Origin of the sequence: Mesorhizobium sp. M0587 (assembly GCF_040320945.1) — a bacterium.
Classification (GTDB): Bacteria; Pseudomonadota; Alphaproteobacteria; order Rhizobiales; family Rhizobiaceae; genus Mesorhizobium.
Genome location: NZ_JAMYQP010000010.1, coordinates 99,956 through 124,393, shown reverse-complemented (window position 1 = coordinate 124,393; position 24,438 = coordinate 99,956). Strand labels below are relative to the sequence as shown.

The window sequence follows — 24,438 nt, the reverse complement described above, 5'->3', positions numbered from 1 at the left end:
GCCCAGCCACCCCCCTCTGTCCTGCCCGTCCTCCGCAGCTGCAGCGCAGCTGCTGCGGAGGGTGGACCGGACATCCCCCCCGCAAGGGGGGAGATTGGCTGACGCGGCGCCTTTCGCCTATCGCCGAGGTCGCCAGATGGACGCTTTCTCCGAAGCTGCTAATCTCCCCCCTTGAGGGGGAGATGTCCGACAGGACAGAGGGGGGCGCCTAGCACCATGCTGTCGTCGTCCCAGCCCCTCGTCCCCTCCGCATACCTCAAAATGCCGCATGCTGAAAAAGGCCTTGCGGTCGGCCTGTTCGGCGGTTCGTTCAACCCGCCGCATGCCGGCCACGCGCTGGTCGCCGAGATTGCACTGCGACGCCTGGCGCTAGACCAGTTGTGGTGGATGGTCACCCCGGGCAATCCGCTGAAGAACACGCGCGAGCTGGCGCCGCTCAGCGAGCGGCTGCAACTGTCGGAGCAGATCGCCAAGAACCCGAAAATCAAGGTCACCGCCTTCGAGGCGACGCATCATGTGCGCTACACCGCCGACGCGCTGGCGCTGGTCAAGGCACGCAATCCCGGTGTCGGCTTCGTCTGGATCATGGGCGCCGACAGCCTGCGCGATTTCCATCGCTGGCAGCGCTGGCGCGAGATCGTCATGACGTTTCCGATCGCGGTCATCGACCGCCCGGGCGCGACGCTGTCGTTCCTGTCGTCGGTCGTTGCCAAGACTTTCGACTATGCCCGCGTCGACGAAGGCGATGCGCCGAGGCTCGCCCGCATGAAGGCGCCGGCCTGGACCTTCATCCATGGCCCGCGCTCGTCGCTGTCGTCGACTGCCATCCGCAATCAGGGGAAGGGCTGATCGACGCGCTGATTCGGGTGGGCAATCCTGCGCAGACACGGCCACTCTCGTGAACAACCAGACCGAAACGGAATCGAGCCACGGCAACGGCACTGGAGCGATTGACCATTACCGGCGGGCTTCCGGCGCCGGGGTTTGCGGTGGCGGCAGCGGGATCGATATGCGTTCGCGATCGAATTCCTGCTTGGCGCGCTTGGTGAGATCGGCCTGGGTGGCGAAGAAATCCGCGGCCGACGTCCAGTAACGCAAGGTGATGGAGACGGTGCTATCGCCCAACGCCGCGACGAAGGCGGTCGGCGCCGGCTCGCGCTTGACGCGACGCTCGGCAGTGGCGATGGCAAGCAGCGTCTTCTGGGCGCGGTCGATGTCGTTCCACGAGCCGATGCTGAGCGTGATGTCGCCGCGCCGCACGCCGTTGCGCGAAAAATTGCGCACCGGCTGGTTCCACAGCGTCGAATTGGGCGCCAGGATGTAGACGCCTTCGGCGGTTCGGAGCTTGGTCGCGAAGAGACCGATTTCCTCGACCGAGCCGGCAATGGAGCCGACTTCGACGGATTCGCCGATGCGGAACGGCCGCAGCGCCAGAAGCATGATGCCGGCGGCAATGTTCTGCAGCGTGCCTTGCAGCGCAAGGCCGATGGCCAGGCCGGCGGCGCCGATGGCGGCGATGATCGAGGCTGTCTGCACGCCGAACTGGCCGAGTACCATGATGACGACGAGGATCAGGATGACATAGCGGATGAGCTGAGAGAAGAAATGCCGCAGCGTCTCGTCGAAGCCGTGAATGTGGCCGAGGCCGGCATAGACCGAACGCTCGCTAAGGCCGGCGACGACGTAGCCGACAACCAGAAGGATGACGGCGCCGATGGCCGAAAAGGAATAGGAGACGATCAGCGCACTGAGCTGCGAGAGCCCAGCCTGAACGGTCAGCAGGGCGTTTTGCGGATCGATCGGCATGATGGGATTCCGGTTGATCAATCAGCCGATAACCCCTGCGGAACGCCTGGGTTCCGATCTTTTGCATGCCGCGCGGAACAAGCCAGCCATCAAATGAGTTCGCTTAGAAGCGGGGCTCCGTCTTGAAACTGCAACGGAACTCTGCCTATCTAAGCGGTGTCACCTGCTTTAGGGGTGATTTGGTTGTTCTTGCTGCGAAAGGAAATACACTGAGAACAGCACTGCGGAAGAAGGCCGACATCGTGCCTTCGCCGGCCGGGATCAGCGTAAACGACGCCGTGTCCCGCGCCATCAACACAGTCCTTGCCAGTCTGGAAGACTCCAAGGCCGAAAACATCGTCTCAATCGACATTCAGGGGAAATCGAGCCTCGGCGACTATATGGTCGTCGCATCGGGCCGATCGCACCGTCATGTCTCGGCTGTTGCCGACCATCTCCTCAAGGCGCTCAAGGATGCCGGTCTCGGCACGGCGCGCGTCGAGGGGCTGTCCGGCGCCGACTGGGTCCTGATCGATTCAGGCGACATCATCGTCCATGTCTTCCGCCCCGAAGTCCGCGAATTTTACAATCTCGAAAAGATGTGGCAGGCGCCGGATCTCGAGGAAGAGACCCTCCACTAAGCCGCCTTTGTTTTGATGCATGTCATTGCCCCAATACCGGTTCCCACTTTTGGGTGACATGCATTAGCGGCTTATAGGGGCGAGGATGAAGATATCAGTTCATGCCGTGGGCCGAATGAAAGCCGGCCCCGAGAGAGAAATAGCCGACCGCTATTTCGAGCGTTTCTCCAAGAGTGGGCCGGCGGTGGGGCTTGAATTCGCCGGCATCACCGAGATCGCCGAAGGCCGCGCGCAGGGCGCCGGCGAGCGCCAGCGTGACGAAGGCTCGAGGCTGCTGGCACAGTTGCAGCCGGGCACGGCGCTGGTCCTCCTCGACGAACGCGGCAAAAGCTTCTCCTCCGAAGAGTTCGCGGCGCGCATCGGGCAGCTACGCGACGGCGGCCGCAAGGCGCTGGTCATCGCCATCGGCGGCGCCGACGGTCACGATCAATCACTGCGGGACCAGGCCGATCTGGTGCTGTCGTTCGGCGCGTTGACCTGGCCGCACCAGCTGGTGCGCGTGATGCTGGGGGAGCAGCTTTATCGAGTGGCCACTATTCTGGCGGGACACCCCTATCATCGCTCGTGAGCCTGGCGCGGAATTTCCGACCAAGACCCACGAATCGACGTTCACCACCCGGATTTCCGCCCCAATGCCGTGCAAGAGTGCATCCTTGGTTTTTACGCCTGCCGTCCTCCCGCATTCGGGACGATTTTTGGGCGACATGCATTCGGGAGCGGGCCTTTCAAACATGGTTGATGGTTCGTTAACGAAGCCGCAGATAGAGTCGACCGCGAATGTCTGAAGGCTGGAAATGGACGACGAGTTCCTGGCGCGCGCGCTGCGGCATCGTAGCAGCGGCGGTGCTTCTGTCGCTGCATGTCACTTGGGCCGAAAACACGCTCGACATGGCCCCCGATCCGGACCAGAGCCGCGCAGAATACGAACAGGTTTCCAAGGAGATAACGCTGTCGTCGGAACGGCTCGCCAAGCTTGCCGCCGACATTGCCGCGGTCAAGAAGGACCACGCCTCGATTACCGCAGCGTTGATCCAGTCGGCGATGACCGAGCAGAAGCTTGGACAGGATATCGAAGATATCGGCGCCAAGCTGGAAGGACTGAAGGGCCAGGAAAAGAAGATCCGGGCTTCGCTCATGGCGCGGCGCGATGTGCTTGCCGAAGTGCTGGGCGCCTTGCAGCGCATGGGTCTCAACCCGCCGCCGGCCATCCTGGTCAAGCCGGAGGACGCGCTGTCGTCGGTGCGCGGCGCCATCCTGCTCGGCGCCGTGGTGCCGGAACTGCGCCAGCAGACCGACGCCCTGCTGGCGGATCTCAAGGAACAGTCGCGGGTGACGGCCTCGATCGAGGCCGAGCGGGAGCGATTGACGGCAGCGGTCGGCGAGCAGACGGCGGAAAAGAAACGTCTCGGCATGCTGCTCGAAGCCAAGCAGAAGCTCGAAGCCGACACGCAGGCGCAACTGACGGCCGAACAGCAGCGTTCGCAGGCGCTGGCCGCCAAGGCCAGCAGCCTGAAGGAACTGATCGCCTCGCTCGAAGCGCAGGCAGCCCAGAACCGCAAGGCCGCGGATGCGGCCAAGACCGCTAATGCCGGCCAGACGAATGACGAGCAGACGAATGACGAGCAGACGAATGACGAGCAGACGAATGACGGGCAGACGAGTGACGGGCAGACGGCATCGTTGGCTTCCCTGCCGGTTCCCGAAGGCAACCGGCTTACCGCCGCGGCACCCTTTTCGGCGCTGCAGGGGCAGATCGCGCTGCCGGTCACCGGCCGGATCAAACGACGGTTCGGCGCGGAGGACAGTAACGGCGCAGTGATGCTTGGCGACATGGTTGCGACACAATCGGGAGCCATCGTTACCGCACCGGCGGATGGGAATGTGCTTTATGCGGGGCCGTTTCGCTCCTACGGTCAACTCTTGATCCTCAATGCCGGCGACGGTTATCATGTCGTCCTGGCGGGGATGAGCAGAATCAGCGTCGCGACTGGCCAGTCAGTGCTCGCAGGAGAGCCGGTCGGCGCGATGGGAGAGGCCCGGGTGGCGAGCACCTCGGTTTCGAAGAATGGAAATGCCACGCCGGAGCTCTATGTCGAGTTTCGCAAGGATGGAAAACCCGTCGATCCGGCCCCATGGTGGGCGGACCGTTTTTCTGGAAGGACGTGAAATGATGCGGAAACTGTCGCTTCTGTTTGCTGGTGCGCTGATGGGCGCGTCCGCCATGAGCCTGGTTTATGGTGCGCCCGGCTCGGCAGCGAATGCTGCGGGGTCGGAGACCTACAAGCAATTGGCGATCTTCGGCGACATCTTCGAGCGGGTACGGGCACAATATGTCACGCCGCCCGACGACAAGTCGCTGGTCGAGAACGCCATCAACGGCATGCTCACCTCGCTTGACCCACACTCTTCCTACATGAACGCCGAGCAGGCGCAGGACATGCGCGTGCAGACCAAGGGTGAGTTCGGCGGCCTCGGCATCGAGGTCACCATGGAGAACGACCTGGTCAAGGTGATCACGCCGATCGACGATACCCCTGCCGCCAAGGCGGGCGTGCTGGCCGGTGATTATATCGCCAAGATCGACGGCGAGGAGGTTCGCGGCCTGACCCTCAACGATGCTGTCGACAAGATGCGCGGCCTGGTCAACACGCCGATCAAGCTCACCATCCTGCGCCAAGGCGCCGACAAGCCGATCGAGCTGACGGTGGTGCGCGATATCATCAAGGTCAAGGCGGTCAAGTTCCGGGTCGAGAACGACATCGGCTACATGAAGATCACCTCCTTCACCGAAAAGACCTATGACGATCTCGAGAACGCGATCGACACCATCAAGAAGCAGGTGCCGAACGACAAGCTCAAGGGCTATGTGCTCGACCTGCGCCTCAATCCGGGCGGCTTGCTCGACCAGGCGGTGAGCGTGTCCGACGCCTTCCTGACGCGTGGCGAGATCGTCTCGACGCGCGGCCGCGATCCGAAGGACGTCACCCGCTTCGACGCCAAGCCCAAACAGGTCGACAATATCGGCGGCAAGCCGATGATCGTCCTCGTCAATGGCGGCTCGGCCAGCGCTTCCGAAATCGTCGCCGGCGCGCTGCAGGATCTGCGCCGCGTCACGGTGGTCGGCACCCAGTCGTTCGGCAAGGGTTCGGTGCAGACCATCATTCCGCTCGGCGAGAACGGCGCGCTCAGGCTGACGACGGCGCTCTATTACACGCCATCCGGCAAGTCGATCCAGGGCAAGGGCATCACGCCCGACATCAAGGTCGACCAGCCGCTGCCGGCGGAGTTGCAGGGCAGGGACCTGACACGTGGCGAGTCCGATCTCAAGGGCCATATCAAGGGCGCCGACGAGAGCTCGACCGGTTCCGGCTCGGCAGCCTATGTGCCGCCGGATCCGAAGAACGATCTGCAGCTCATCTATGCCGAGCAACTGCTGCGCGGCCAGAAGACCGATCCGTCCTTCCCGCCCAATCCGGAAAAGGCCGTGCTCAACCAGTAAAAAGATAGAGCGGCGCACGCGCCGCTCTATCGCTGCATCGGCTTCGTTCTGGGCCCGATGCTCAGGGCGGCCACAACAGTCTGGCCGCCTGAACGAAGCAATGCGATGCTGCCGGGACCGAAAGGTTCCGGCAGTTTGATTCGGGGCAAGTTGTTTCGAAGCAAGGCGAAGCCTCGGTTGATGGCGCCAGCGATGCGCCGGGGTTGATGGATTCGCGCATGTCGTTTCGAACGTTTGCGTATTCGAAGCCATGCGACCGGGGATTTGGGCTTGGCTGATATCGGCAAGGACATCGAACGCCCGCTGGGACTGACCGTCCGGCCGCCGCGCGCCGCCCGCAAGGTCAGCGCGGGTGTGCTCGCTGGAACCCTCGTCGTACTGGCCCTGGTTGGTGTCTCCGGCGCCATCGCATTCAGGGAAAAGCCGTTTCGAAAGCCGCAAGAGGTTGCCGTCTCGACACCGAAGGTGGTGGCTGCGGCCGATCCTGCCGCGGTGCCGAGCGCCTTGGCGCCGGTCGCCGCGCCAAGGCCGGAGGCGCCGGCCAAGACAGGCGGGCCGCAGATCATCCATGTGCAGACGGAAGAGGGTGACGGGCCGCCCAAGGCGGCCATCGTCATTCGCGATCCGTCGACCATCGGCCAGAACCTGAAGATCGCGCACATTCCCGACAGGGCGCTGATCGAAACCAGCGAAACAGGGCCTTTGCCGATGCGGTCCGCCGACGGTCGGCGACCGTTCGACGTCTATGCGCGGCCCTGGTCGGGTGCGCGCGGAGCACGCGTGGCGATCGTCATCGGCGGGCTGGCGGTGTCCCAGACCGGCACCCAGGCGGCGATTGCCAAGCTGCCGGCCGAGGTGACGCTGGCCTTCGCGCCGCAAGGCAACAGCATCGGCCGCTGGATGCAGGCCGGGCGGCAGAGCGGCCATGAAATCGTCATGCAGGTACCGCTCGAACCGTTCGACTATCCCAACGTCAATCCGGGCCGCAACACGCTGACGGTGGCGGCGAGCGCGGACGAGAATCTGAAGAACCTGCACTGGGCGCTGTCGCGGACGACGAACTATACCGGTGTGATGAACTATATGGGCGCGCGTTTCTCCTCCGACGCGGCGGCGATGGAGCCGTTCATGGCCGAGCTTGGCAAAAGGGGCCTCGCTTATATTGATGACGGCTCATCGGCGCGCAGCCTGGCACCCGACCTGGCGTTGAAGGACGGCGTGCCCTTCGTCGGCGGCGACACCGCGATCGATGCGGTGCAGGACCGCGGCGCCATCCTGAAGAAACTCGACGGGCTCGAAGCGACGGCGCGCGCCAAAGGTTTCGCGGTCGGCATCGGCTCGGCTTTCGACCTCACGGTCGACACCGTGGCGTTCTGGGTTGCCGAGGCCAAGAAGCGCGGCATCGAAATCGTGCCGATCTCGGCAGTGGCCATCGATCCGCAAAAAGGCTAGCCCTCGAAAGACGGAAGAAACCGACTTATGCAAAAGACGAAAAAGGTCGATCGCGAGACGCTGCCTTATCGCCCCTGTGTCGGGCTGTTAATCCTCAACGCCGAGGGTCTGGTCTGGGTCGGGCATCGCATTGCCGAGCCCGACAGCGAATTCGCCGGCACGACACAGCTCTGGCAAATGCCGCAGGGCGGCATCGACAAGGGCGAGGAGCCGCTGCAGGCGGCCGAGCGCGAGCTCTATGAGGAAACCGGCATGCGCAGCGTCTCGCTGCTGGCCGAGGCGCCGGACTGGATCAACTATGATCTGCCGGACCACCTCGTCGGCATCGCCTTCAAAGGGCGGTATCGCGGCCAGACGCAGAAATGGTTCGCCTTCCGCTTCCATGGCGATGCCAGCGAGATCCAGATCAATCCGCCGCCGGGCGGCCACACCGCCGAATTCGACAAGTGGTCATGGCGGCCGATGCAGGATCTGCCTGACCTGATCGTTCCGTTCAAGCGTCATGTCTACGAGGATGTGGTGGCGGCGTTCCGGCATCTGGTGCGATAATCGCGCGGGCAGCGGTCGAGATTGCCGTGCCTGCAGAGCCGTCCTATTGAGGGAACGCGACGAGGGGTGCCATGAACGACACCGTCAATCGGACTGTTGCGAAACCCGCCGCCAGTTGGCCGATCAGCGAAGCGGCGGCAGGAGCGATTCTGACCATCGATCTCGGGGCCATCCGCGAGAACTACCGGCGGCTGAAAGCGCGGCTGGCGGGCGCCCGCTGCGCCGGCGTCGTCAAGGCCGACGGCTACGGACTCGGCGCGAGCCGGGTGGCCTCGGCGTTGGCCAGGGAATGCTGCGACATCTTCTTCGTCGCGCTGCTTGCGGAAGGCGTCGAATTGCGCAAGGCGATCGGCTCCGGACCTGACATCTACGTGCTGAACGGGCTGCCGCCGGGATCCGAGCCAGATGCGGTTTCCGCCGGCCTTTGCGCGGTCATCAACAGCACCGGACAGCTGAAAGCCTGGCGCGAGGCGGCGCGGCGCGCAGGCCGAAAACTGCCGGCCGCCATCCAGGGCGATACCGGCATGTCTCGGCTTGGCATGTCGCCGTCCGAAGTCGAAGCGGCGGTCAAGGACAGCAGCGCCTTCGACGACATCGAGGTCAGATATGTGATGAGCCATCTGGCCTGCGCCGACGAGCCGCGCCACCCGGCCAATGAACAGCAGCGACAGGCGTTTGAACGGCTGCGCGCCATGCTGCCCGAGGCGCCTGCCTCGCTTGCCAATTCCTCCGGCATCTTTCTCGGGCCGTCCTATCGCTACGATCTTGCACGCCCCGGCGCCGCGCTCTACGGCATCAACCCGACGCCTGGGGACGCCAATCCGATGCTGCCCGTCGTGCGGCTGCAGGCCAAGGTGGCACAGATGCGCAGCGTCGAAAAAGGCGCCGGCATCGGCTATGGCCATAGCTATCGCGCGGAAGGCCCGCTCAGGCTGGCGACGATCTCGTTCGGCTATGCGGATGGCTGGCCGCGCCGCTCCGCATCGGCTGCATGGTTCGAGGGCATGCGGCTGCCTTTCCTGGGCCGTGTGTCGATGGATTCGATCATTCTCGACATTTCCGCCTTGCCGGCCGGCCGCCTCGCGGAGGGCGACCTGGTCGAACTGCTGGGCCCCTCGCAAAGCGTCGACGACGCGGCCGGCCATGCCGGTACTATCGGCTATGAAATCCTGACCGGCCTCGGCCCGCGCTTTCACCGGCGCTACATCAATGGCTAACCCCTTGGCGGGCGCGACAAAATCCGGCAGACAGTGGATGGCATGCCCGGTATCGGCGGCATCGTCGTGGAGCGTGATGCGATGAAGATCATGGTGCTGGGCAGTGGCGTCATTGGGGTGACGACGGCCTATTATCTCGCCGAGGCCGGCCACGAGGTGACGGTGATCGACCGCCAGAAAGGCCCGGCGCTGGAAACCAGTTTCGCCAATGCGGGCGAGATCTCGCCTGGCTATGCCTCGCCCTGGGCCGGTCCCGGCATTCCGCTGAAAGCGATCAAATGGCTGCTGATGAAGCACGGCCCGCTGGTGGTTCGGCCGGCCTTCGACCCGCATATGTGGACATGGCTGGTCAAGATGCTGTGCAATTGCACGGCCGAGCGCTACGCGATCAACAAATCACGCATGGTGCCGCTGGCCGAGTACAGCCGCGACACGCTGAAGGCGCTACGCGAGGCGACGGGCATTACCTATGACGAGCGCACCCAGGGCACGTTGCAGCTGTTCCGTACGCAAAAGCAGCTCGACGGCACGGCCGGCGACGTCGAGGTGCTGAAGAAGTATGGCGTGCCGTACGAGATCCTCGACCAGGATGGCTGCATTGCTGCCGAGCCGGCGCTGGCCGGCGTGCGCGAGAAGTTTGTCGGTGGCCTCAGGCTGCCGCATGACGAGACCGGCGACTGCAAGATGTTCACCGACAGGCTGGCCGAGCTTTGCGTGGCGCGCGGCGTCAAGTTCGAATACGACGTGACGATCTGGCGGGTCCTGCGCAGTCGTAACCGCATCGCCAATCTCAGCACCAGCAAGGGCTTCATAGCCGCCGATGCCTATGTGATGGCGATGGGCAGTTACTCGGCTGGCTTCATGCGCCGGATAAAACGGCCGATCCCGGTCTATCCGGTCAAGGGCTATTCGATCACCGTGCCGGTCAAGGATGCCGCCGCGGCGCCCGTGTCGACGGTGATGGACGAGACCTACAAGGTGGCGATCACCCGGCTTGGCGACCGCATCCGCGTCGGCGGCACCGCCGAGATTTCCGGCTTCGACCTCAGGCTGCACGAATCGCGGCGGCGAACCCTCGAACATTCGGTCGGCGACCTCTTTCCGGGCGCGGGCGCCATGCGGGAGGCGACGTTCTGGTGCGGGCTGCGGCCCATGACGCCGGACGGGCCGCCGCTGATCGGGCGTACCGAGGTCTCCAACCTTTTTCTCAATACCGGCCATGGAACGCTCGGCTGGACCATGGCCTGCGGTTCGGCCAAGGTGTTGGCCGACATCATCTCGAGCCGTGTGCCGGACATCGATGCCCGCGCGCTGGCGCAGGAGCGCTACCTTCGATAGCGGGTCAGAACGCCTAGACGAACAGGCTTCGCTCCCGTTCCACCGCCTTGGTGATGAAGCTGGCCACGACCTGGACGCGACGCAGCGGCCGAACCGATTCGTGGTAGACCAGCCAATAGGCGCGGCGGATGGGCGCCACGACATCGACTGACACCAGTTCCGGCATCGAGCGGGCGACGAAAGTGTGCAGGATGCCGATGCCCGCGCCGGACCGCACGGCCTCCGCCTGGCCGAGTGCCGAGGAGATGGCGAAGCTGGTGCGCCAGTCCGCGCTGAATTCGGCGGCATAGTCGAGCGAAGGGCTGACGATGAGGTCCGGCACATAACCGATCAGGGTGTGCTGGCCAAGCTCGGCGGCGGTTCTGGGCAGACCATGCGCCTCGGCATAGGGGCGCGAGGCAAACAGGCCGAGCGAGTAATCGACCAGTTTTCCCGCCACCAACCGACCTTCGGTCGGCCGCTCGACGGTGATGGCGATGTCGGCCTCACGGCGCGATAGCGAAAAGGAACGCGGCACCGGCACCAGCTGGATGGTGAGTTCGCGGTGCTGGGCAGTAAGTTCGCCAAGTCGCTTGGCCAGGAAAGCGACGCCGAAACCGTCGGGCGCGCCGATACGCACCGTGCCGGAGACATCGTCGCCTTCGCCCGCGATCGCGGAACGCGCGGCGATCATGTCGCCTTCCATGCGCTCGGCAATGTCGAGGAAGCGCTCGCCGGCGGGCGTCAGTTCGCTGCCGGTGGTCAGACGTCGAAACAATTTCGTGCGCAGTGCATCCTCGAGCGCGGCGATGCGGCGCGAGACGGTGGCATGATTGAGCTCAAGCCGCCTGGCGGCGCCAAGGATCTGGCCGGCGCGCGCAACGGCCAGGAAGATGCGGACGTCATCCCAGTTCATCTTACCCTCCCCCTTGTGGGGAGGGTCGATCCGCGTAGCGGAGCGGGGTGGGGGGAGGCCGGCGCGAGACCCCCACCCCGGTCGAACGATCTCCGCTTCGCTCCGACCGCTCGCCGACCCTCCCCACACGGGGGAGGGTGAGGGCCTGGGAGATGTCCGGCAGGACAGAGGGGCGCGCGAAGGAACTCAATCTTTCAATCCATGCAACAGCGACGGCACCCATCATTTGCGAGATTTGATGCCCCACCGTCAACCGTTATCCATTTTCCGCACAACGGTTGCGTTCTCACTCGCGTTGCCATCCGCCGGCCAAAGGCGGACAATGGACCATCACAAACACAGGGAGAGAGATCATGATCGAATACGGTCATTTCATCGGCGGCAAGCGTGTCGCCGGGATCAGCGGCCGCAAGCAGGACGTCATGCAGCCGATGGACGGCACCGTGCGCGGCACGGTGGCGCTGGCTTCGCAGGCTGAACTGCGCGCGGCGGTCGAGAACGCCAAGGCGGCGCAGCCGAAATGGGCCGCCACCAACCCGCAGCGCCGTGTGCGCGTTTTGATGAAATTCCTCGAACTGGTCGCCCGCGACTATGACGAACTGGCCGACATACTGGCGCGCGAGCACGGCAAGACCATTGCCGACGCCAAGGGTGACATCCAGCGCGGCCTCGAAGTCGTCGAGGTCTGCATCGGTGCGCCGCATATGATGAAGGGCGAATTCACCGACGGCGCCGGCCCCGGCATCGACGTCTATTCGATGCGCCAGCCGCTTGGCGTCGTCGCCGGTATCACCCCGTTCAACTTCCCGGCGATGATCCCGCTGTGGAAGATCGCGCCGGCAATCGCCTGCGGCAACGCCTTCATCCTGAAGCCTTCCGAGCGCGACCCGGGCGTGCCGATCCGGATCGCCGAACTGTTTCTCGAAGCTGGCCTGCCGGCCGGCATTCTCAACGTCGTCAACGGCGACAAGGAAGTCGTCGACGCCATCCTCGACGATCCCGACATCAAGGCCATCGGCTTTGTCGGCTCGACGCCGATCGCCCACTACATCTATTCGCGCGGCACCGCGGCCGGCAAGCGCGTGCAGTGCTTCGGCGGCGCCAAGAACCACATGATCATCATGCCCGACGCCGACATGGACCAGACGGTCGACGCGCTGATCGGAGCCGGCTACGGTTCGGCCGGCGAGCGCTGTATGGCGATCTCGGTGGCCGTCCCGGTCGGCAACGACACCGCCAACCGGCTGATGGAAAAGCTGGTGCCGCGCGTCGAGAGCCTCAAGGTCGGCCCGTCGACGGATTCCGCCGCCGATTTCGGCCCGCTGGTGACGGCTCAGGCGCTGGAGCGCGTCAAGGGCTATGTCGACACCGGCGTCAAGGAAGGCGCCAAACTGGTCGTCGACGGCCGCGGCTTCACGATGCAGGGCTACGAGAACGGCTATTATATGGGCGGCTGCCTGTTCGATAACGTCACATCGGACATGCGCATCTACAAGGAAGAGATCTTTGGGCCGGTGCTCTCGGTGGTGCGCGCACCGACTTACGAGAGTGCGATCAAGCTCGCCAACGATCACGAGATGGGCAATGGCGTTGCCATCTTCACCCGCGACGGCGACGCGGCGCGCGACTTCGCCTCGCGGGTTCAGGTCGGCATGGTCGGCATCAACGTGCCGATTCCGGTGCCGATCGCCTACTACACGTTCGGCGGCTGGAAGGCGTCGTCTTTCGGCGACCTCAATCAGCACGGCCCGGATGCATTCCGCTTCTATACCAAGACCAAGACGGTGACCTCGCGCTGGCCATCCGGCATCAAGGACGGCGCCGAATTCGTCATTCCGACGATGAACTGACCAGACGGTTTTCTTCGTCCGCGCGTCCTCGCTTTCGACGATGGACCGCCGGCATTCAACATAGAGGGCCCGGGCTGCACCCCGGGCTTTCTGCGTTCCGGCCAGCGGCGTTCATCTGCAAACTCGCTAATGTGATGGAACCAAGCGGGTATCATCGTTCTTAGGCTATATCCCTGCATAGCTTGCAGGCCAATCAACAGCGCCGGTGACAGCCGGGGTTCTCGTCTGGCGCAAGGAGGTGTCAGATGACACGACATCTTGTGGCGACAATGTTCCTAGCATCGCTTGCGATATCGGGCGGCGCAGTGCCTGCGAATGCGGCCGGGCAATGCGCCCCGCGCGCCGATCTGATCAAGGCGCTTGGCGAGAAGTTTCACGAAAGCCAAGCCGGGCGCGGCCTGATCAATCCGAATGTGGTCCTCGAGGTCTTTGTTTCCGAACAGGGCAGCTGGACGGTTCTGGCGTCCGACACAAAAGGCCAGAGTTGCATCTTGTCCATTGGCGAAGGCTGGGACAGCCCAACGATCACCGCAGCCCTTCCCGGCGCTTGAGCCGGGTTGGGCGATTTTACCGCGTCGCCGCCGTCTCGGCGTGGCCGCGCAACAGAGCCATCAGCCGCTTGGCGTCCTTGGCGGCGGCTTCTTCGTCGCCGTCGAGAATCGAGCGGATCAACGCGACATGATGCTCTGCCGATTCGGCGAGACCCGTGTCGGCCTTGTAGCGGAACCAGAAGCGGCGGCTGTGGGTCTGCAGCGGGGCCGCCAGCCGCGCCGCGAACGGATTGTCGGCGGCCAGCGCCAAGGCGTCGTCGAGCGCCTTGTCGGCCTGGATAAAGGCAAGCACATCGCTCGAGATAACCGCCCTCTGCATGGCAAGCGCCGCCTCGTGAAACAGATCGGCGGCCTCGCGGGTGACGAAGCGGGCGGCTGACCGGGCAAGCACAACCTCGACGCCGCGCCGGGCGTCGAGCACGCGCAGCCAGTCGCCGGGATGGAGCGGAGCGATCGCGATGCCGGCGCGCGGCCGCACGTCCAGCAGCCCTTCCCAGGCCAGCCGCTGGATGGCCTCGCGCACCGGCGTGCGGCCGAGCGCCAGCTTCTCGATCAACGCGCCCTCGGTGACGAAGCTCGCCGGTACCAGTTCGAGCGTGACGATCATGTGCTCGAGCACGCGATAGGCTTTTGCCGCAGCCGGCTCGAACGCAATGCTTGCTTCCCTGGATATCAAAGGCAGATCTCCTGATATATTTTGGATATATCATAGCAGAATCCGCATTGACAGCGGGTTTCCTGATAGATATACGTCTGATATATCAGATGGAGCAATGACCATGTGGACCGGAGTTTTCCCAGCCGTTACGACCAAATTCACCACGGACGACCGCCTCGACCATGCCGAGATGGAGCGCTGCTTCGGCTTGCAGATGGAGGCCGGCTGCGACGGCATCATCGTCTGCGGATCGCTGGGCGAAGGGCCGATGCTGTCGCATGACGAGAAGATCGAAGTGCTGAAGACCACTCAGAAGGTTGCCGGCAAGAAGCCGGTGTTGCTGACGGTCAACGAGGCCGGGACGCGCGAGGCCGCCAGCATCGCCCGCCGCGCCGCCAAGGAAGGCGCCAACGGCCTGATGGTGGTACCGAGCCCGATCTATCACACCAATGCTGAAGAGACGGTCGCGGCCCTACGCGCCGTTGCCGAAGCCGGCGACCTGCCGGTCATGATCTATTCCAACCGGCTCGCCTACCGCGTCGACGTTACCGTCGACCAAATGGAGGAACTGGCGTCGGACAAGCGCTTCGTCGCCATCAAGGAATCCTCCGACGACATCAGGCGCTCCACCGAGATCATCAATCGCCTGGGCAGCCGCTACGACCTGTTCACCGGCGTCGACAACCTGGCCTTCGAGGCGCTGTCGGTCGGCGCCATCGGCTGGGTGGCCGGCCTGGTCACCGCCTTCCCACGCGAGACGGTCGCCATCTACCAGCTGATGAAGCAGGGCCGCCGCGAGGAGGCGCTCGCCATCTATCGCTGGTTCCGACCGCTGCTCGACCTCGACGTCTCGACCTATCTGGTGCAGAACATCAAGCTTGCCGAAGTGTTCGCCATTCAGACCAACGACCGCGTGCGCATGCCGCGCCAACCGCTGTCGGGCGAGCGCCGCAAGGCGGTCGAAAAGATCGTCAAGGACGCGCTCGCGGTGCGGCCGACACTGCCGCAATTCTGAGGCTTTCCTCCGAGAGGCAGCGCCCACGTGACAGGAAGTTCCAAATCGTCGCAAGCGGGGCACCGCCCCTCATCCGCCCTTCGGGCACCTTCTCCCTGTGAACGGGGAGAAGGAATAGATATCGCCATCGTCGGCGGCGGCATCATCGGCATCTGCGCGGCGGCGTTTCTTGCCGAGGCAGGGCGAAACGTCACGGTCTACGACCGCACCGGCATCTGCGAGGAGACGAGTTCCGGCAATGCCGCCGCGCTCGCCTTTTCCGACGTGCTGCCGATGGCGCACAAGGGCATGATCCGGCAGTTGCCGAAATGGCTGGCCGATCCGCTCGGCCCGCTCAGCATCCCGCCGGCCTATCTGCCGAAACTCCTGCCCTGGCTGATCCGCTTCTGGCGCGCCGGTGCGCCGGAAAAATTCGAGGCGAGCCTGGCCGCCCAGGCCAGCATGATGAAGCTTGCCGAAGCGGAGTGGATGGCTCTGCTCGACCGCTCCGGCACCAGGCCGATGCTGCGCGAGGACGGCTCGCTCGAACTCTATGAGAGCGAGGCCGAGTTTCGCGCCTCACTGTCGGGCTGGGCGGCACGCGAGCGTTTCGGCATCGGCTTCCGCCATATCGAGGGCGAGGATCTTGCGGCCCTGCAAGCGGGACTGTCGCCGCGCTTCATCAGGGGCACGTTCGTACCGGGATGGAAGACGATCTCCGATCCGAAACTGCTGGGCAAGGCGGTGTGGGCCCATGCGCAGGCCAAGGGCGCCCGCTTTGAAATGGCTCGGATCGACCGCGTCGCGGCGGACGAGCAAGGTGCGACGCTGACACTGGCGGATGGCAGCACAAGGCAGGCCAGGCACCTCGTCGTCGCCGCCGGCGCATGGTCGCATCTCCTGGCCCGGCAGATCGGCGACCGCATTCCTCTGGAGACCGAGCGCGGCTACAACACGACATTGCCGAAGAGCGCCTTCGACGTGAAACGGATGCTGATTTTTTCCGGGCACGGCTTCGTCATCACGCCGCTTGAAACGGGCCTGCGCGTCGGCGGTGCCGTCGAACTCGGCGGTATCGAGCGACCGCCCAGTTATGCCCGATCGAAGGCGCTGCTGCGGAAGGCACAGAAATTCCTGCCGGGGCTCGATCCCTCGGGCGGGCGCGAATGGATGGGGTTCCGGCCCTCGCTGCCGGATTCAGTGCCGGTCATAGGCCGCGCGTCGAGAGCCCGGCCGGTGGTCTATGCGTTCGGCCACGGCCATCTCGGCCTGACCCAGGCGGCGGCAACCGGACGGTTGATCCGGGACCTCGTCCTGGGGCAGACTCCGCCGATCGATCTGGCCCCTTTCAGCCCGCAACGGTTTTGAGTTTTCGAGGAGCGTCATGGCCAAGAAATCCTTCTTCTGCATAGACGGTCACACCTGTGGCAATCCAGTGCGGCTGGTGGCCGGCGGCGGGCCGCTGCTACGGGGCTCGACGATGATGGAGCGGCGTGCGCACTTCCTCGCCGAATATGACTGGATCCGCACCGGGCTGATGTTCGAGCCGCGCGGCCATGACGTGATGTCCGGCTCGATCCTCTATCCGCCGACGCGCTACGATTGCGACATCGCCATCCTGTTCATCGAAACCTCGGGCTGCCTGCCGATGTGCGGTCATGGCACGATCGGTACGGTGACGATGGCCATCGAGCACGGGCTGATCAAGCCGAAGACCCCGGGAGTGCTGAGGCTCGATACGCCGGCCGGACTGGTCGTCGCCGAGTACAAACAGGTCGGCGACTACGTCGAGGAGGTGCGCATCACCAACGTGCCGTCCTTCCTCCATGCCGAAGGGCTGACGGTCGAGTGTCCTGGGCTCGGTGAAATCACCGTCGACGTCGCCTATGGCGGCAATTTCTACGCCATCGTCGAGCCGCAGGCGAACTATCGCGACATGGCCGACCATTCCGCCGGCGACCTCATCGCCTGGAGCCCGGTGGTGCGGCAGCGGCTCAACGAGAAATATTCGTTCGTGCATCCGGAAAACCCTGGCATCAACCGGCTGTCGCACATGCTGTGGACTGGCCAGCCGACCCATGCCGAGGCGGACGCCCGCAACGCCGTCTTCTATGGCGACAAGGCGATCGACCGCTCCCCATGCGGCACCGGCACCTCGGCGCGCATGGCGCAGCTCCATGCCAAGGGCAAACTCAAGGCCGGCGACGCTTTCGTGCATGAATCGATCATCGGTTCGCTGTTCAAGGGCAAGGTCGAACAGGAAGTTGCCGTGGCGGGCAAGCCGGCGATCATTCCTTCGATCGGGGGCTGGGCACGCATGACCGGATTGAACACGATCTTCATCGACGACCGCGATCCGTTCGCGCATGGATTCGTGGTCCAATAGGCAATTCATCACGCAACGGAAGGCGATGGCGGGCAAAGTGGAATGCTGTCACCAACGCAAGGAATCTTCTTATCAACTTATTTTGACGGCGATTCCTTCGAAACGCGGCGCATGATGCGTCGGAATCGCCAAAGACATTGCGTTATGCCAATGATAGGGTCCCCGATAGTCCAGGGGTCGGGTGCAAAAAACGGGCGATCGGAATGGCCTGCATGGGAAACACGCGTGGCAACCAAAAAATCGCATTGCAATCCGGCCTCGAAACTTTACGACTAGGGGAAATACGAAAAGGAATGCGTCTGCATGGGCGACATTCCAGGGGAGCCACGTACACATGCAGTATTTTGTCCAGCAGCTTATCAATGGGCTGACGCTGGGATCGATCTATGGGCTGATCGCGATCGGCTACACGATGGTCTACGGCATCATCGGAATGATCAATTTCGCCCATGGCGACATCTTCATGGTGGGCGCTTTCACGGCGCTGATCGTCTTCCTCATCCTCGGCGCGCTGTTCTATTCGGTGCCCGTGGTCGTCGCGCTGCTGGTCATGATGATCGTGGCGATGCTGCTCACCAGCCTTTACAATTGGACGATCGAGAAGGTGGCTTACCGGCCGCTGCGCGGTTCGTTCCGGCTGGCACCGTTGATCACCGCCATCGGCATGTCGATCGCGCTGTCGAACTTCGTCCAGGTGACACAGGGGCCGCGCAACAAGCCGATCCCGCCGATGGTCAGCCAGGTTTACAACATCAACGGCATCAGCGTGTCGCTGAAGCAGATCATCATCGTCGTGGTCACCGCTTTGCTGCTGGTGCTGTTCTGGTACCTGGTCAACAGGACCTCGCTTGGCCGCGCCCAGCGCGCCTGCGAGCAGGACCGCAAGATGGCGGCGTTGCTCGGCATCGATGTCGATCGCACCATCTCGATCACCTTCATCATGGGCGCCGCCCTTGCGGCCGTCGCCGGCACGCTGTTCCTGATGTATTACGGCGTCATCGCTTTCTCGGACGGCTTCGTGCCGGGGGTGAAGGCGTTCACGGCCGCGGTGCTTGGCGGCATCGGCTCCTTGCCGGGTGCCGTGCTCGGCGGGTTGCTCATCGGCTTCATCGAAAGCATGTGGTCGGCCTATTTCTCGATCGACTACAAGGACGTGGCGGCGTTCTCGATCCTGGCCATCGTGCTGATCTTCCTGCCTTCCGGCATATTGGGCCGGCCTGAAGTCGAAAAGGTCTGAGACCCATGGCCGTCACCGTATCTCCTGAAAGCGAGACCATCGCCAGCCCCGTTCAGCGCGCGCTATGCGAAGCCTTCTATGCCGGCGCCATCGCGCTTGGCCTGTTCGTGCTGTTCATCGGCCTCAAGACCGGTCAGAACATTTCCAATGAACTGGTCCTGACCCAGCGCTGGATACTGCTCGGCGCAGTGGTGATCGCCACGGCCGTCGGGCGCTTTCTCTATGTCGCCTATGGCCAGCCCTTCCTGGCCAACCAGAAGATCGTCGACGTCGCCACAGGGCTTTTGCCTGCCAGCGTCGCATCTCGGTTTTTCCAGCTGCCGGCGTTCATCCTGGCCATAATCGCGGCGGCCCTGCTGTTCGGGTTCAACAGTTCTCTCGTTGGATGGATCGGGGCAGAGCCGGCCGGCTATCTGCAATTTCTACGTGCCCTGACGGTCATCTATGTGCTGGCCTGCGTGATCTACTATTTCCGCGGCTTCATCCACGCCAACTTCACCAAGCTCGGCATTGCCGCGCTGGTGCTTTACCCGATCATGGTCGTCACCGTGCTGTCGTTGATGTCCTGGTCGATCGCCGGCGGGTTGCAGGGATCTCTGAAATGGGTCGACAATTTCGGCATCCAGATCCTGATCTATGTGATGCTGGCCTGGGGCCTGAACATCGTCGTCGGGCTGGCTGGCCTGCTCGACCTCGGTTATGTCGCTTTCTACGCGGTCGGCGCCTATGCCTATGCGCTGCTCGGCACGCATTACGGCCTGTCGTTCTGGATCCTATTGCCGGCCGCCGGAGCGATGGCCGCTTTCTGGGGCGTACTGCTCGGCTTTCCGGTGCTGCGTCTGCGCGGCGACTATCTGGCGATCGTGACCCTTGCCTTCGGCGAGATTATCCGGCTGGTGATCATCAACTGGCGCGAGGTGACCAACGGCTCGGCCGGCATTTCCGGCATTCCCAAGGTCACCTTCTTCGGCCTGATGAGCTTCAACGTCTCGGATCCGAACTACATCGGCAAGGTGCTGAACATCGCGACGTCGAGCGCCTATTACAAGATCTTCCTCTACTATCTCATCCTGGCGCTGGCGATGCTCACCGCCTTCGTCACCGTCAGGTTGAGACGCATGCCGGTCGGCCGTGCCTGGGAAGCGCTGCGCGAAGACGAGATCGCCTGCCGCTCGCTCGGCATCAACACCACCACCACCAAGCTCACCGCCTTCGCCACCGGCGCTATGTTCGGTGGGTTCGCCGGTTCGTTCTTCGCCGCCCGGCAGGGCTTCGTCAGCCCGGAATCCTTCGTCTTCCTGGAATCGGCTATCATCCTTGCCATCGTCGTGCTCGGCGGCATGGGCTCGCTGGTCGGCATCGCGGTTGCCGCGATGGTGATGATAGGCGGCACCGAGGCGCTGCGTGAGCTCGACTTCCTCAAGCAGGTCTTCGGACCCGATTTCACGCCGGAACTCTACCGCATGCTTCTGTTCGGCATGGCCATGGTCATCGTCATGCTGTGGAAGCCGCGCGGCTTCGTCGGCAGCCGTGAACCAACCGCCTTCCTCAAGGTGCGAAGGGCTGTCTCCAGTTCCTTCACCAAGGAGGGCCACGGCTGATGAACGCGAGCCCGTCCATGAACGACGCCATCCTGCAGGTCGAGCACTTGTCGATGAAGTTCGGCGGCCTGGTCGCCATCGGCGACCTGTCCTTCACCGCCAAGCGCGGCGAGATCACCGCGCTGATCGGCCCCAACGGCGCCGGCAAGACCACCGTGTTCAACTGCATCACCGGTTTCTACAAGCCGTCGGAAGGCATGATCACGCTCAACCGGGCCAACGGCTCGACCTATCTGCTGGAGCGCCTGCCCAATCATGAGATACCGGCGCGCGCCAAGGTGGCGCGCACCTTCCAGAACATCCGCCTGTTCTCGGGCATGACGCTGCTGGAGAACCTGCTGGTTGCGCAGCACAACAAGCTGATGAAGGCGTCGGGCTATACGGTGCTGGGCCTGTTCGGCTTCAGTGGTTACCGCAAGGCTTCCGCCGAATCGGTGGAGCTTGCCAGGCACTGGCTGGAGAAGGCCGATCTCGTCGACCGCGCCGACGATCCGGCCGGAGACCTGCCCTATGGCGCGCAGCGGCGGCTCGAGATCGCGCGCGCCATGTGCACGGGTCCGGAGCTCCTATGCCTGGATGAGCCGGCCGCCGGCCTCAATCCGAAGGAATCGGCTGCGCTCAACGAGCTGTTGATCGATATCAAGAACACGTCTGGCGCATCGATCCTGTTGATCGAACACGACATGTCGGTGGTCATGCAGATCTCCGATCATGTCGTGGTGCTGGAATATGGCCGCAAGATCTCCGACGGCAATCCGCAATCGGTGCGCACCGATCCACGCGTCATCGCCGCCTATCTCGGCGTCGACGACGAGGAAGTCGAAACCGTGCTGACCGAAGTCGGCGACGAGGACGTCATCGAACAGCTCGATACCGGGCCTGATTCGGCGCATGGTCCGGGGACATCGTCCTCGTATCTCGCCGGGCCGGTGACCGACACGGTCGGCCACAGCACCGGCGAAAGAGTGACGGTGGCCAAGGGCGCGTCAAAGGCCGGCCAGGTCGACGCCAGGTCGCGCGCCGCGGCGAACAAGGCGGCCGCCGTGCCACCGGCACCTACTCCCGCGGCGAAGGCGAAGCCTGTTCGGAAAACCGCGCCAAAGGCGGCAACCGGAACGGCGGTGAAGTCGGCCGCGGCGGCCAAACCCGCAGCCAAGGCTCCGGCAACCGCCAAAGCTCCTTCCGGGAAGGCTGCCGGAGCAGTCTCCGGGAAAACCGCCAGCAAAGCTTCCGGAAAAACCGCCGCCAAGCCTGCGACGGGCAAGCGTGGAGGGCGCAAGTGATGGCCGGGACAACGCTGCTCGATATCAAGGGTGTGCAGACCTACTACGGCAATATCCGGGCGCTTAACGGTGTCGATGTCACCGTCAAGCAAGGCGAGATCGTGGCGCTGATCGGCGCCAACGGCGCCGGCAAATCGACGCTGATGATGACTATCTTCGGCGCGCCACGCGCCCGCAACGGCACCATCACCTTCGCCGGCACCGATATCACCCAATTGCCGACGCACGAGATCGCGCGCATGCGCATCGCCCAATCGCCGGAGGGACGCCGCATCTTCCCGCGCATGACGGTGATGGAAAACCTGCAGATGGGCGCCAGTCTCGACAATCTCAAGCACTATGACGAGGACGTCGAGAAGGTGTTCGCGCTGTTCCCGAGGCTGAAGGAGCGCATCGCCCAGCGCGGCGGCACGCTGTCGGGCGGCGAGCAGCAGATGCTTTCAATCGCACGCGCGCTGATGGCGCGGCCGAAGCTGCTTCTGCTTGATGAGCCGTCGCTGGGTCTGGCGCCGCTGATCGTCAAGCAGATCTTCGACGCCATCCGCGAATTGAACCGTAGCCAGGGGCTGACGGTTTTCCTGGTCGAACAGAACGCCTTCGGCGCGCTCAAGCTCGCCAACCGCGGCTATGTCATGGTCAACGGCAATGTGACGATGAGCGGCACCGGCAAGGAACTGCTCGCCAATCCGGAAGTGCGCGCCGCCTATCTCGAAGGCGGACACCACTGAATTCAGGAGTCTTCACCATGCAAGGCATTCTCTACGAGGAACCGTCGATCTGGCAGTTCTTCTTCGTCACCTGCCTGCTGGGCGGCTGGGCGGCATGGATGACGGGCAAGGCCAGCGCCCAGACATGGCGCAGCTTCATCCAGCTGTTCGCCTATCTGCTGGTTCTCGGCATCGGCATCCGCTTCATCCATCACGCGCTGTTCGGCGGCACGATGTTTTCGCTGCACTACTATATCGTCGACACCATCGTGCTGATGATACTGGGCTTCGTCGGCTATCAATACACACGAACCAACCAGATGGTCACACAGTATAATTGGCTCTACGAAAGAGCTTCAATCTTGAGCTGGAAACCGAAAGGTTGACGTTCATCATTAACGCCGCTTCGAAATTGAATCGGCGTGACAAGTGCCTGAAAATCGGCAAACTATGCTTTCTGCGATAAGGGTGGGCATCGCATGAAAGCTTCATCCACGCCCACTCCGTTAATGGGAGCGTTTACATGAAAAAGTCACTTTTGTCCGCCGTCGCCCTGACCGCGCTGGTCGCGTTCGGCGGCAACGCGTGGGCTGACGTATTGATCGGCGTTGCCGGTCCGATCACCGGTCCGAACGCCGCCTTCGGCGCTCAGCTGCAGAAGGGCGCCGAACAGGCCGTCGCCGATCTCAATGCCAAGGGCGGCATCAACGGCGAGCAGATCAAGCTCGAAGTCGGCGACGACGTGTCGGATCCGAAGCAGGGCATCTCGGTCGCCAACAAGTTCGTCGGCGACGGCGTCAAGTTCGTGGTCGGCCACTTCAACTCGGGCGTCTCGATCCCGGCCTCGGAAGTCTATGCCGAAAACGGCATCGTCGAGATCACGCCGGCCGCGACCAACCCGCAGTTCACCGAGCGCGGCCTGTGGAACGTGTTCCGCACCTGCGGACGCGATGACCAGCAGGGTAGCATTGCCGGCGCTTATCTCGCCGCGAACTTCAAGGACGCCAAGATCGCCGTCATTCACGACAAGACCACCTACGGCCAGGGCCTTGCCGACGAAACCAAGAAGGCCATGAACGCCAAGGGCCTGACGGAAGTCATGTATGAAGGCGTCAACGTCGGCGACAAGGACTTCTCGGCGCTGATCGCCAAGATGAAGGAAGCCGGCGTTTCCATCATCTACTGGGGCGGCTTGCACACCGAAGCCGGCCTGATCATCCGCCAGGCGGCCGACCAGGGCCTCAAGGCAACGCTGGTCTCCGGCGACGGCATCGTGTCGAACGAACTGGCTTCGATCGCGGGCGACGCGGTCGCGGGCACGCTCAACACGTTCGGCCCGGACCCGCGCCTGATCCCGACCAACAAGGAACTGGTCGAGAAGTTCCGCGCGCAGGGCTTCGAGCCGGAAGCCTACACGCTGTACTCCTACGCCGCCATGCAGGCGATCGCGGAAGCCGCGACCGTCGCCAAGTCGAACGACCCGCAGGCAGTCGCCAAGGCGCTGCATGAAAACGGCCCGTTCAAGACCGTGCTCGGCGACCTCTCCTATGACGCCAAGGGTGACCCGACGCTGCCCGGCTACGTCATGTACGAGTGGAAGAAGGGCGACGACGGCAAGTACACCTACATCCAGAAGATGTAAGCCTGTCGGCTTCGAAGCTTGCGAAAATGCCCGGCGCCTCGCGCCGGGCATTTTTCTTTGGCCGCAGGCGCGCAGACATTGCGAGCGCCTCTTGGTGGTTCCTTAGCCGGGAAGAGGACACTCGACCGGGGCATTCAGGCATCTGCCAACCGG

At 63.7% G+C, this 24,438-nt stretch carries 23 protein-coding genes; 20 read left to right on the top strand and 3 right to left on the bottom strand.

What is annotated here, in order from left to right; genetic code table 11:
* Positions 1 to 261 precede the first annotated feature (261 nt).
* Positions 262 to 849: a nicotinate-nucleotide adenylyltransferase gene (locus NKI49_RS12310; protein ID WP_352600506.1), complete on the top strand. Its 588-nt coding sequence runs from the start codon at positions 262 to 264 to the stop codon at positions 847 to 849.
* 108 nt (positions 850 to 957) lie between these two features.
* Here NKI49_RS12310 and NKI49_RS12305 read toward each other — a convergent pair whose 3' ends face one another.
* Positions 958 to 1,806 (bottom strand): mechanosensitive ion channel family protein, encoded by an 849-nt coding sequence (locus tag NKI49_RS12305; protein WP_352600504.1) that lies wholly within the window; start codon positions 1,804 to 1,806, stop codon positions 958 to 960.
* 242 nt (positions 1,807 to 2,048) lie between these two features.
* Between NKI49_RS12305 and rsfS the strand changes: the two genes are divergently transcribed.
* The 8 genes from rsfS to NKI49_RS12265 all read left to right on the top strand — a co-directional run bounded on the left by rsfS (position 2,049) and on the right by NKI49_RS12265 (position 10,481).
* Entirely contained in the window at positions 2,049 to 2,426 is a 378-nt protein-coding gene (gene rsfS, locus NKI49_RS12300; RefSeq protein WP_010912111.1) for a ribosome silencing factor, read from the top strand.
* 85 nt (positions 2,427 to 2,511) lie between these two features.
* On the top strand, positions 2,512 to 2,994 hold the full coding sequence (gene rlmH / locus NKI49_RS12295; protein ID WP_352600502.1) for a 23S rRNA (pseudouridine(1915)-N(3))-methyltransferase RlmH: 483 nt from the start codon (positions 2,512 to 2,514) through the stop codon (positions 2,992 to 2,994).
* Between the two features lie 209 nt (positions 2,995 to 3,203).
* Entirely contained in the window at positions 3,204 to 4,592 is a 1,389-nt protein-coding gene (locus NKI49_RS12290) for a murein hydrolase activator EnvC family protein (RefSeq protein ID WP_352600500.1), read from the top strand.
* Between the two features lies 1 nt (position 4,593).
* Positions 4,594 to 5,925 (top strand): S41 family peptidase, encoded by a 1,332-nt coding sequence (locus NKI49_RS12285; RefSeq protein ID WP_027027331.1) that lies wholly within the window; start codon positions 4,594 to 4,596, stop codon positions 5,923 to 5,925.
* Between the two features lie 270 nt (positions 5,926 to 6,195).
* Positions 6,196 to 7,377, top strand: coding sequence for a divergent polysaccharide deacetylase family protein (locus NKI49_RS12280; protein ID WP_352600498.1), 1,182 nt, complete (start codon positions 6,196 to 6,198; stop codon positions 7,375 to 7,377).
* A gap of 27 nt (positions 7,378 to 7,404) precedes the next feature.
* Positions 7,405 to 7,926 carry an RNA pyrophosphohydrolase gene (locus NKI49_RS12275; RefSeq protein WP_352600496.1) on the top strand — a complete coding sequence of 174 codons (522 nt, stop codon included), beginning with the start codon at positions 7,405 to 7,407 and terminating at the stop codon, positions 7,924 to 7,926.
* A gap of 71 nt (positions 7,927 to 7,997) precedes the next feature.
* Positions 7,998 to 9,143, top strand: a complete 1,146-nt coding sequence (gene alr / locus NKI49_RS12270; RefSeq protein ID WP_352600494.1) for an alanine racemase — start codon at positions 7,998 to 8,000, stop codon at positions 9,141 to 9,143.
* An 81-nt stretch (positions 9,144 to 9,224) separates the two neighbouring features.
* A complete protein-coding gene (locus tag NKI49_RS12265; RefSeq protein WP_352600522.1) occupies positions 9,225 to 10,481 on the top strand; it encodes a D-amino acid dehydrogenase in 1,257 nt (418 codons plus the stop codon).
* A gap of 13 nt (positions 10,482 to 10,494) precedes the next feature.
* Here NKI49_RS12265 and NKI49_RS12260 read toward each other — a convergent pair whose 3' ends face one another.
* On the bottom strand, positions 10,495 to 11,376 hold the full coding sequence (locus NKI49_RS12260; RefSeq protein ID WP_352600492.1) for a LysR family transcriptional regulator: 882 nt from the start codon (positions 11,374 to 11,376) through the stop codon (positions 10,495 to 10,497).
* A gap of 353 nt (positions 11,377 to 11,729) precedes the next feature.
* On the opposite strand from NKI49_RS12260, the gene NKI49_RS12255 reads away from it, so the two are divergent.
* Entirely contained in the window at positions 11,730 to 13,226 is a 1,497-nt protein-coding gene (locus tag NKI49_RS12255) for a CoA-acylating methylmalonate-semialdehyde dehydrogenase (RefSeq protein ID WP_352600490.1), read from the top strand.
* A 245-nt stretch (positions 13,227 to 13,471) separates the two neighbouring features.
* Entirely contained in the window at positions 13,472 to 13,777 is a 306-nt protein-coding gene (locus NKI49_RS12250; RefSeq protein ID WP_352600488.1) for a hypothetical protein, read from the top strand.
* A gap of 16 nt (positions 13,778 to 13,793) precedes the next feature.
* On the opposite strand, the gene NKI49_RS12245 is transcribed toward NKI49_RS12250, so the two are convergent.
* Positions 13,794 to 14,453, bottom strand: a complete 660-nt coding sequence (locus NKI49_RS12245; RefSeq protein WP_352600486.1) for a GntR family transcriptional regulator — start codon at positions 14,451 to 14,453, stop codon at positions 13,794 to 13,796.
* A 103-nt stretch (positions 14,454 to 14,556) separates the two neighbouring features.
* On the opposite strand from NKI49_RS12245, the gene NKI49_RS12240 reads away from it, so the two are divergent.
* The 9 genes from NKI49_RS12240 (at position 14,557) to NKI49_RS12200 (ending at position 24,285) form a co-directional block, all read left to right on the top strand.
* Positions 14,557 to 15,450 carry a dihydrodipicolinate synthase family protein gene (locus NKI49_RS12240; RefSeq protein WP_352600484.1) on the top strand — a complete coding sequence of 298 codons (894 nt, stop codon included), beginning with the start codon at positions 14,557 to 14,559 and terminating at the stop codon, positions 15,448 to 15,450.
* A 27-nt stretch (positions 15,451 to 15,477) separates the two neighbouring features.
* On the top strand, positions 15,478 to 16,797 hold the full coding sequence (locus NKI49_RS12235; RefSeq protein ID WP_352600482.1) for an NAD(P)/FAD-dependent oxidoreductase: 1,320 nt from the start codon (positions 15,478 to 15,480) through the stop codon (positions 16,795 to 16,797).
* A 16-nt stretch (positions 16,798 to 16,813) separates the two neighbouring features.
* Entirely contained in the window at positions 16,814 to 17,815 is a 1,002-nt protein-coding gene (locus tag NKI49_RS12230; protein WP_352600480.1) for a 4-hydroxyproline epimerase, read from the top strand.
* Between the two features lie 334 nt (positions 17,816 to 18,149).
* The gene (locus tag NKI49_RS12225; protein ID WP_352600478.1) at positions 18,150 to 19,052 is read left to right on the top strand and encodes a branched-chain amino acid ABC transporter permease; all 903 of its coding nucleotides are present in this window, start codon (positions 18,150 to 18,152) and stop codon (positions 19,050 to 19,052) included.
* Positions 19,053 to 19,057: 5 nt separating this feature from the next.
* On the top strand, positions 19,058 to 20,653 hold the full coding sequence (livM, locus tag NKI49_RS12220; RefSeq protein ID WP_352695639.1) for a high-affinity branched-chain amino acid ABC transporter permease LivM: 1,596 nt from the start codon (positions 19,058 to 19,060) through the stop codon (positions 20,651 to 20,653).
* On the top strand, positions 20,653 to 21,936 hold the full coding sequence (locus NKI49_RS12215) for an ABC transporter ATP-binding protein (protein ID WP_352600474.1): 1,284 nt from the start codon (positions 20,653 to 20,655) through the stop codon (positions 21,934 to 21,936). The genes livM and NKI49_RS12215 overlap by 1 nt, the downstream gene beginning before the upstream one ends.
* Complete coding sequence (locus tag NKI49_RS12210; protein WP_352600472.1) at positions 21,936 to 22,664, top strand: ABC transporter ATP-binding protein; 729 nt, start codon at positions 21,936 to 21,938, stop codon at positions 22,662 to 22,664. Before NKI49_RS12215 ends, NKI49_RS12210 begins: the two co-directional genes overlap by 1 nt.
* 17 nt (positions 22,665 to 22,681) lie before the next feature.
* A complete protein-coding gene (locus tag NKI49_RS12205; protein WP_027027315.1) occupies positions 22,682 to 23,029 on the top strand; it encodes a DUF6867 family protein in 348 nt (115 codons plus the stop codon).
* Between the two features lie 137 nt (positions 23,030 to 23,166).
* A complete protein-coding gene (locus NKI49_RS12200) occupies positions 23,167 to 24,285 on the top strand; it encodes a branched-chain amino acid ABC transporter substrate-binding protein (RefSeq protein WP_352600469.1) in 1,119 nt (372 codons plus the stop codon).
* Positions 24,286 to 24,438 lie beyond the last annotated feature (153 nt).

What these genes read in the sequence shown, in the direction of transcription:
- NKI49_RS12285 (WP_027027331.1), top strand. Translation starts at nt 4,594, where the DNA reads ATGATGCGGAAACTGTCGCTTCTGTTTGCTGGTGCGCTGATGGGCGCG.
- NKI49_RS12260 (WP_352600492.1), bottom strand. Translation starts at nt 11,376, where the DNA reads ATGAACTGGGATGACGTCCGCATCTTCCTGGCCGTTGCGCGCGCCGGC.
- NKI49_RS12205 (WP_027027315.1), top strand. Translation starts at nt 22,682, where the DNA reads ATGCAAGGCATTCTCTACGAGGAACCGTCGATCTGGCAGTTCTTCTTC.
- livM (WP_352695639.1), top strand. Translation starts at nt 19,058, where the DNA reads ATGGCCGTCACCGTATCTCCTGAAAGCGAGACCATCGCCAGCCCCGTT.
- NKI49_RS12275 (WP_352600496.1), top strand. Translation starts at nt 7,405, where the DNA reads ATGCAAAAGACGAAAAAGGTCGATCGCGAGACGCTGCCTTATCGCCCC.
- NKI49_RS12265 (WP_352600522.1), top strand. Translation starts at nt 9,225, where the DNA reads ATGAAGATCATGGTGCTGGGCAGTGGCGTCATTGGGGTGACGACGGCC.
- NKI49_RS12210 (WP_352600472.1), top strand. Translation starts at nt 21,936, where the DNA reads ATGGCCGGGACAACGCTGCTCGATATCAAGGGTGTGCAGACCTACTAC.
- rlmH (WP_352600502.1), top strand. Translation starts at nt 2,512, where the DNA reads ATGAAGATATCAGTTCATGCCGTGGGCCGAATGAAAGCCGGCCCCGAG.
- NKI49_RS12225 (WP_352600478.1), top strand. Translation starts at nt 18,150, where the DNA reads ATGCAGTATTTTGTCCAGCAGCTTATCAATGGGCTGACGCTGGGATCG.
- NKI49_RS12250 (WP_352600488.1), top strand. Translation starts at nt 13,472, where the DNA reads ATGACACGACATCTTGTGGCGACAATGTTCCTAGCATCGCTTGCGATA.
- NKI49_RS12230 (WP_352600480.1), top strand. Translation starts at nt 16,814, where the DNA reads ATGGCCAAGAAATCCTTCTTCTGCATAGACGGTCACACCTGTGGCAAT.
- alr (WP_352600494.1), top strand. Translation starts at nt 7,998, where the DNA reads ATGAACGACACCGTCAATCGGACTGTTGCGAAACCCGCCGCCAGTTGG.
- NKI49_RS12310 (WP_352600506.1), top strand. Translation starts at nt 262, where the DNA reads ATGCCGCATGCTGAAAAAGGCCTTGCGGTCGGCCTGTTCGGCGGTTCG.
- NKI49_RS12255 (WP_352600490.1), top strand. Translation starts at nt 11,730, where the DNA reads ATGATCGAATACGGTCATTTCATCGGCGGCAAGCGTGTCGCCGGGATC.
- NKI49_RS12215 (WP_352600474.1), top strand. Translation starts at nt 20,653, where the DNA reads ATGAACGCGAGCCCGTCCATGAACGACGCCATCCTGCAGGTCGAGCAC.
- NKI49_RS12290 (WP_352600500.1), top strand. Translation starts at nt 3,204, where the DNA reads ATGTCTGAAGGCTGGAAATGGACGACGAGTTCCTGGCGCGCGCGCTGC.
- NKI49_RS12200 (WP_352600469.1), top strand. Translation starts at nt 23,167, where the DNA reads ATGAAAAAGTCACTTTTGTCCGCCGTCGCCCTGACCGCGCTGGTCGCG.
- NKI49_RS12305 (WP_352600504.1), bottom strand. Translation starts at nt 1,806, where the DNA reads ATGCCGATCGATCCGCAAAACGCCCTGCTGACCGTTCAGGCTGGGCTC.
- NKI49_RS12240 (WP_352600484.1), top strand. Translation starts at nt 14,557, where the DNA reads ATGTGGACCGGAGTTTTCCCAGCCGTTACGACCAAATTCACCACGGAC.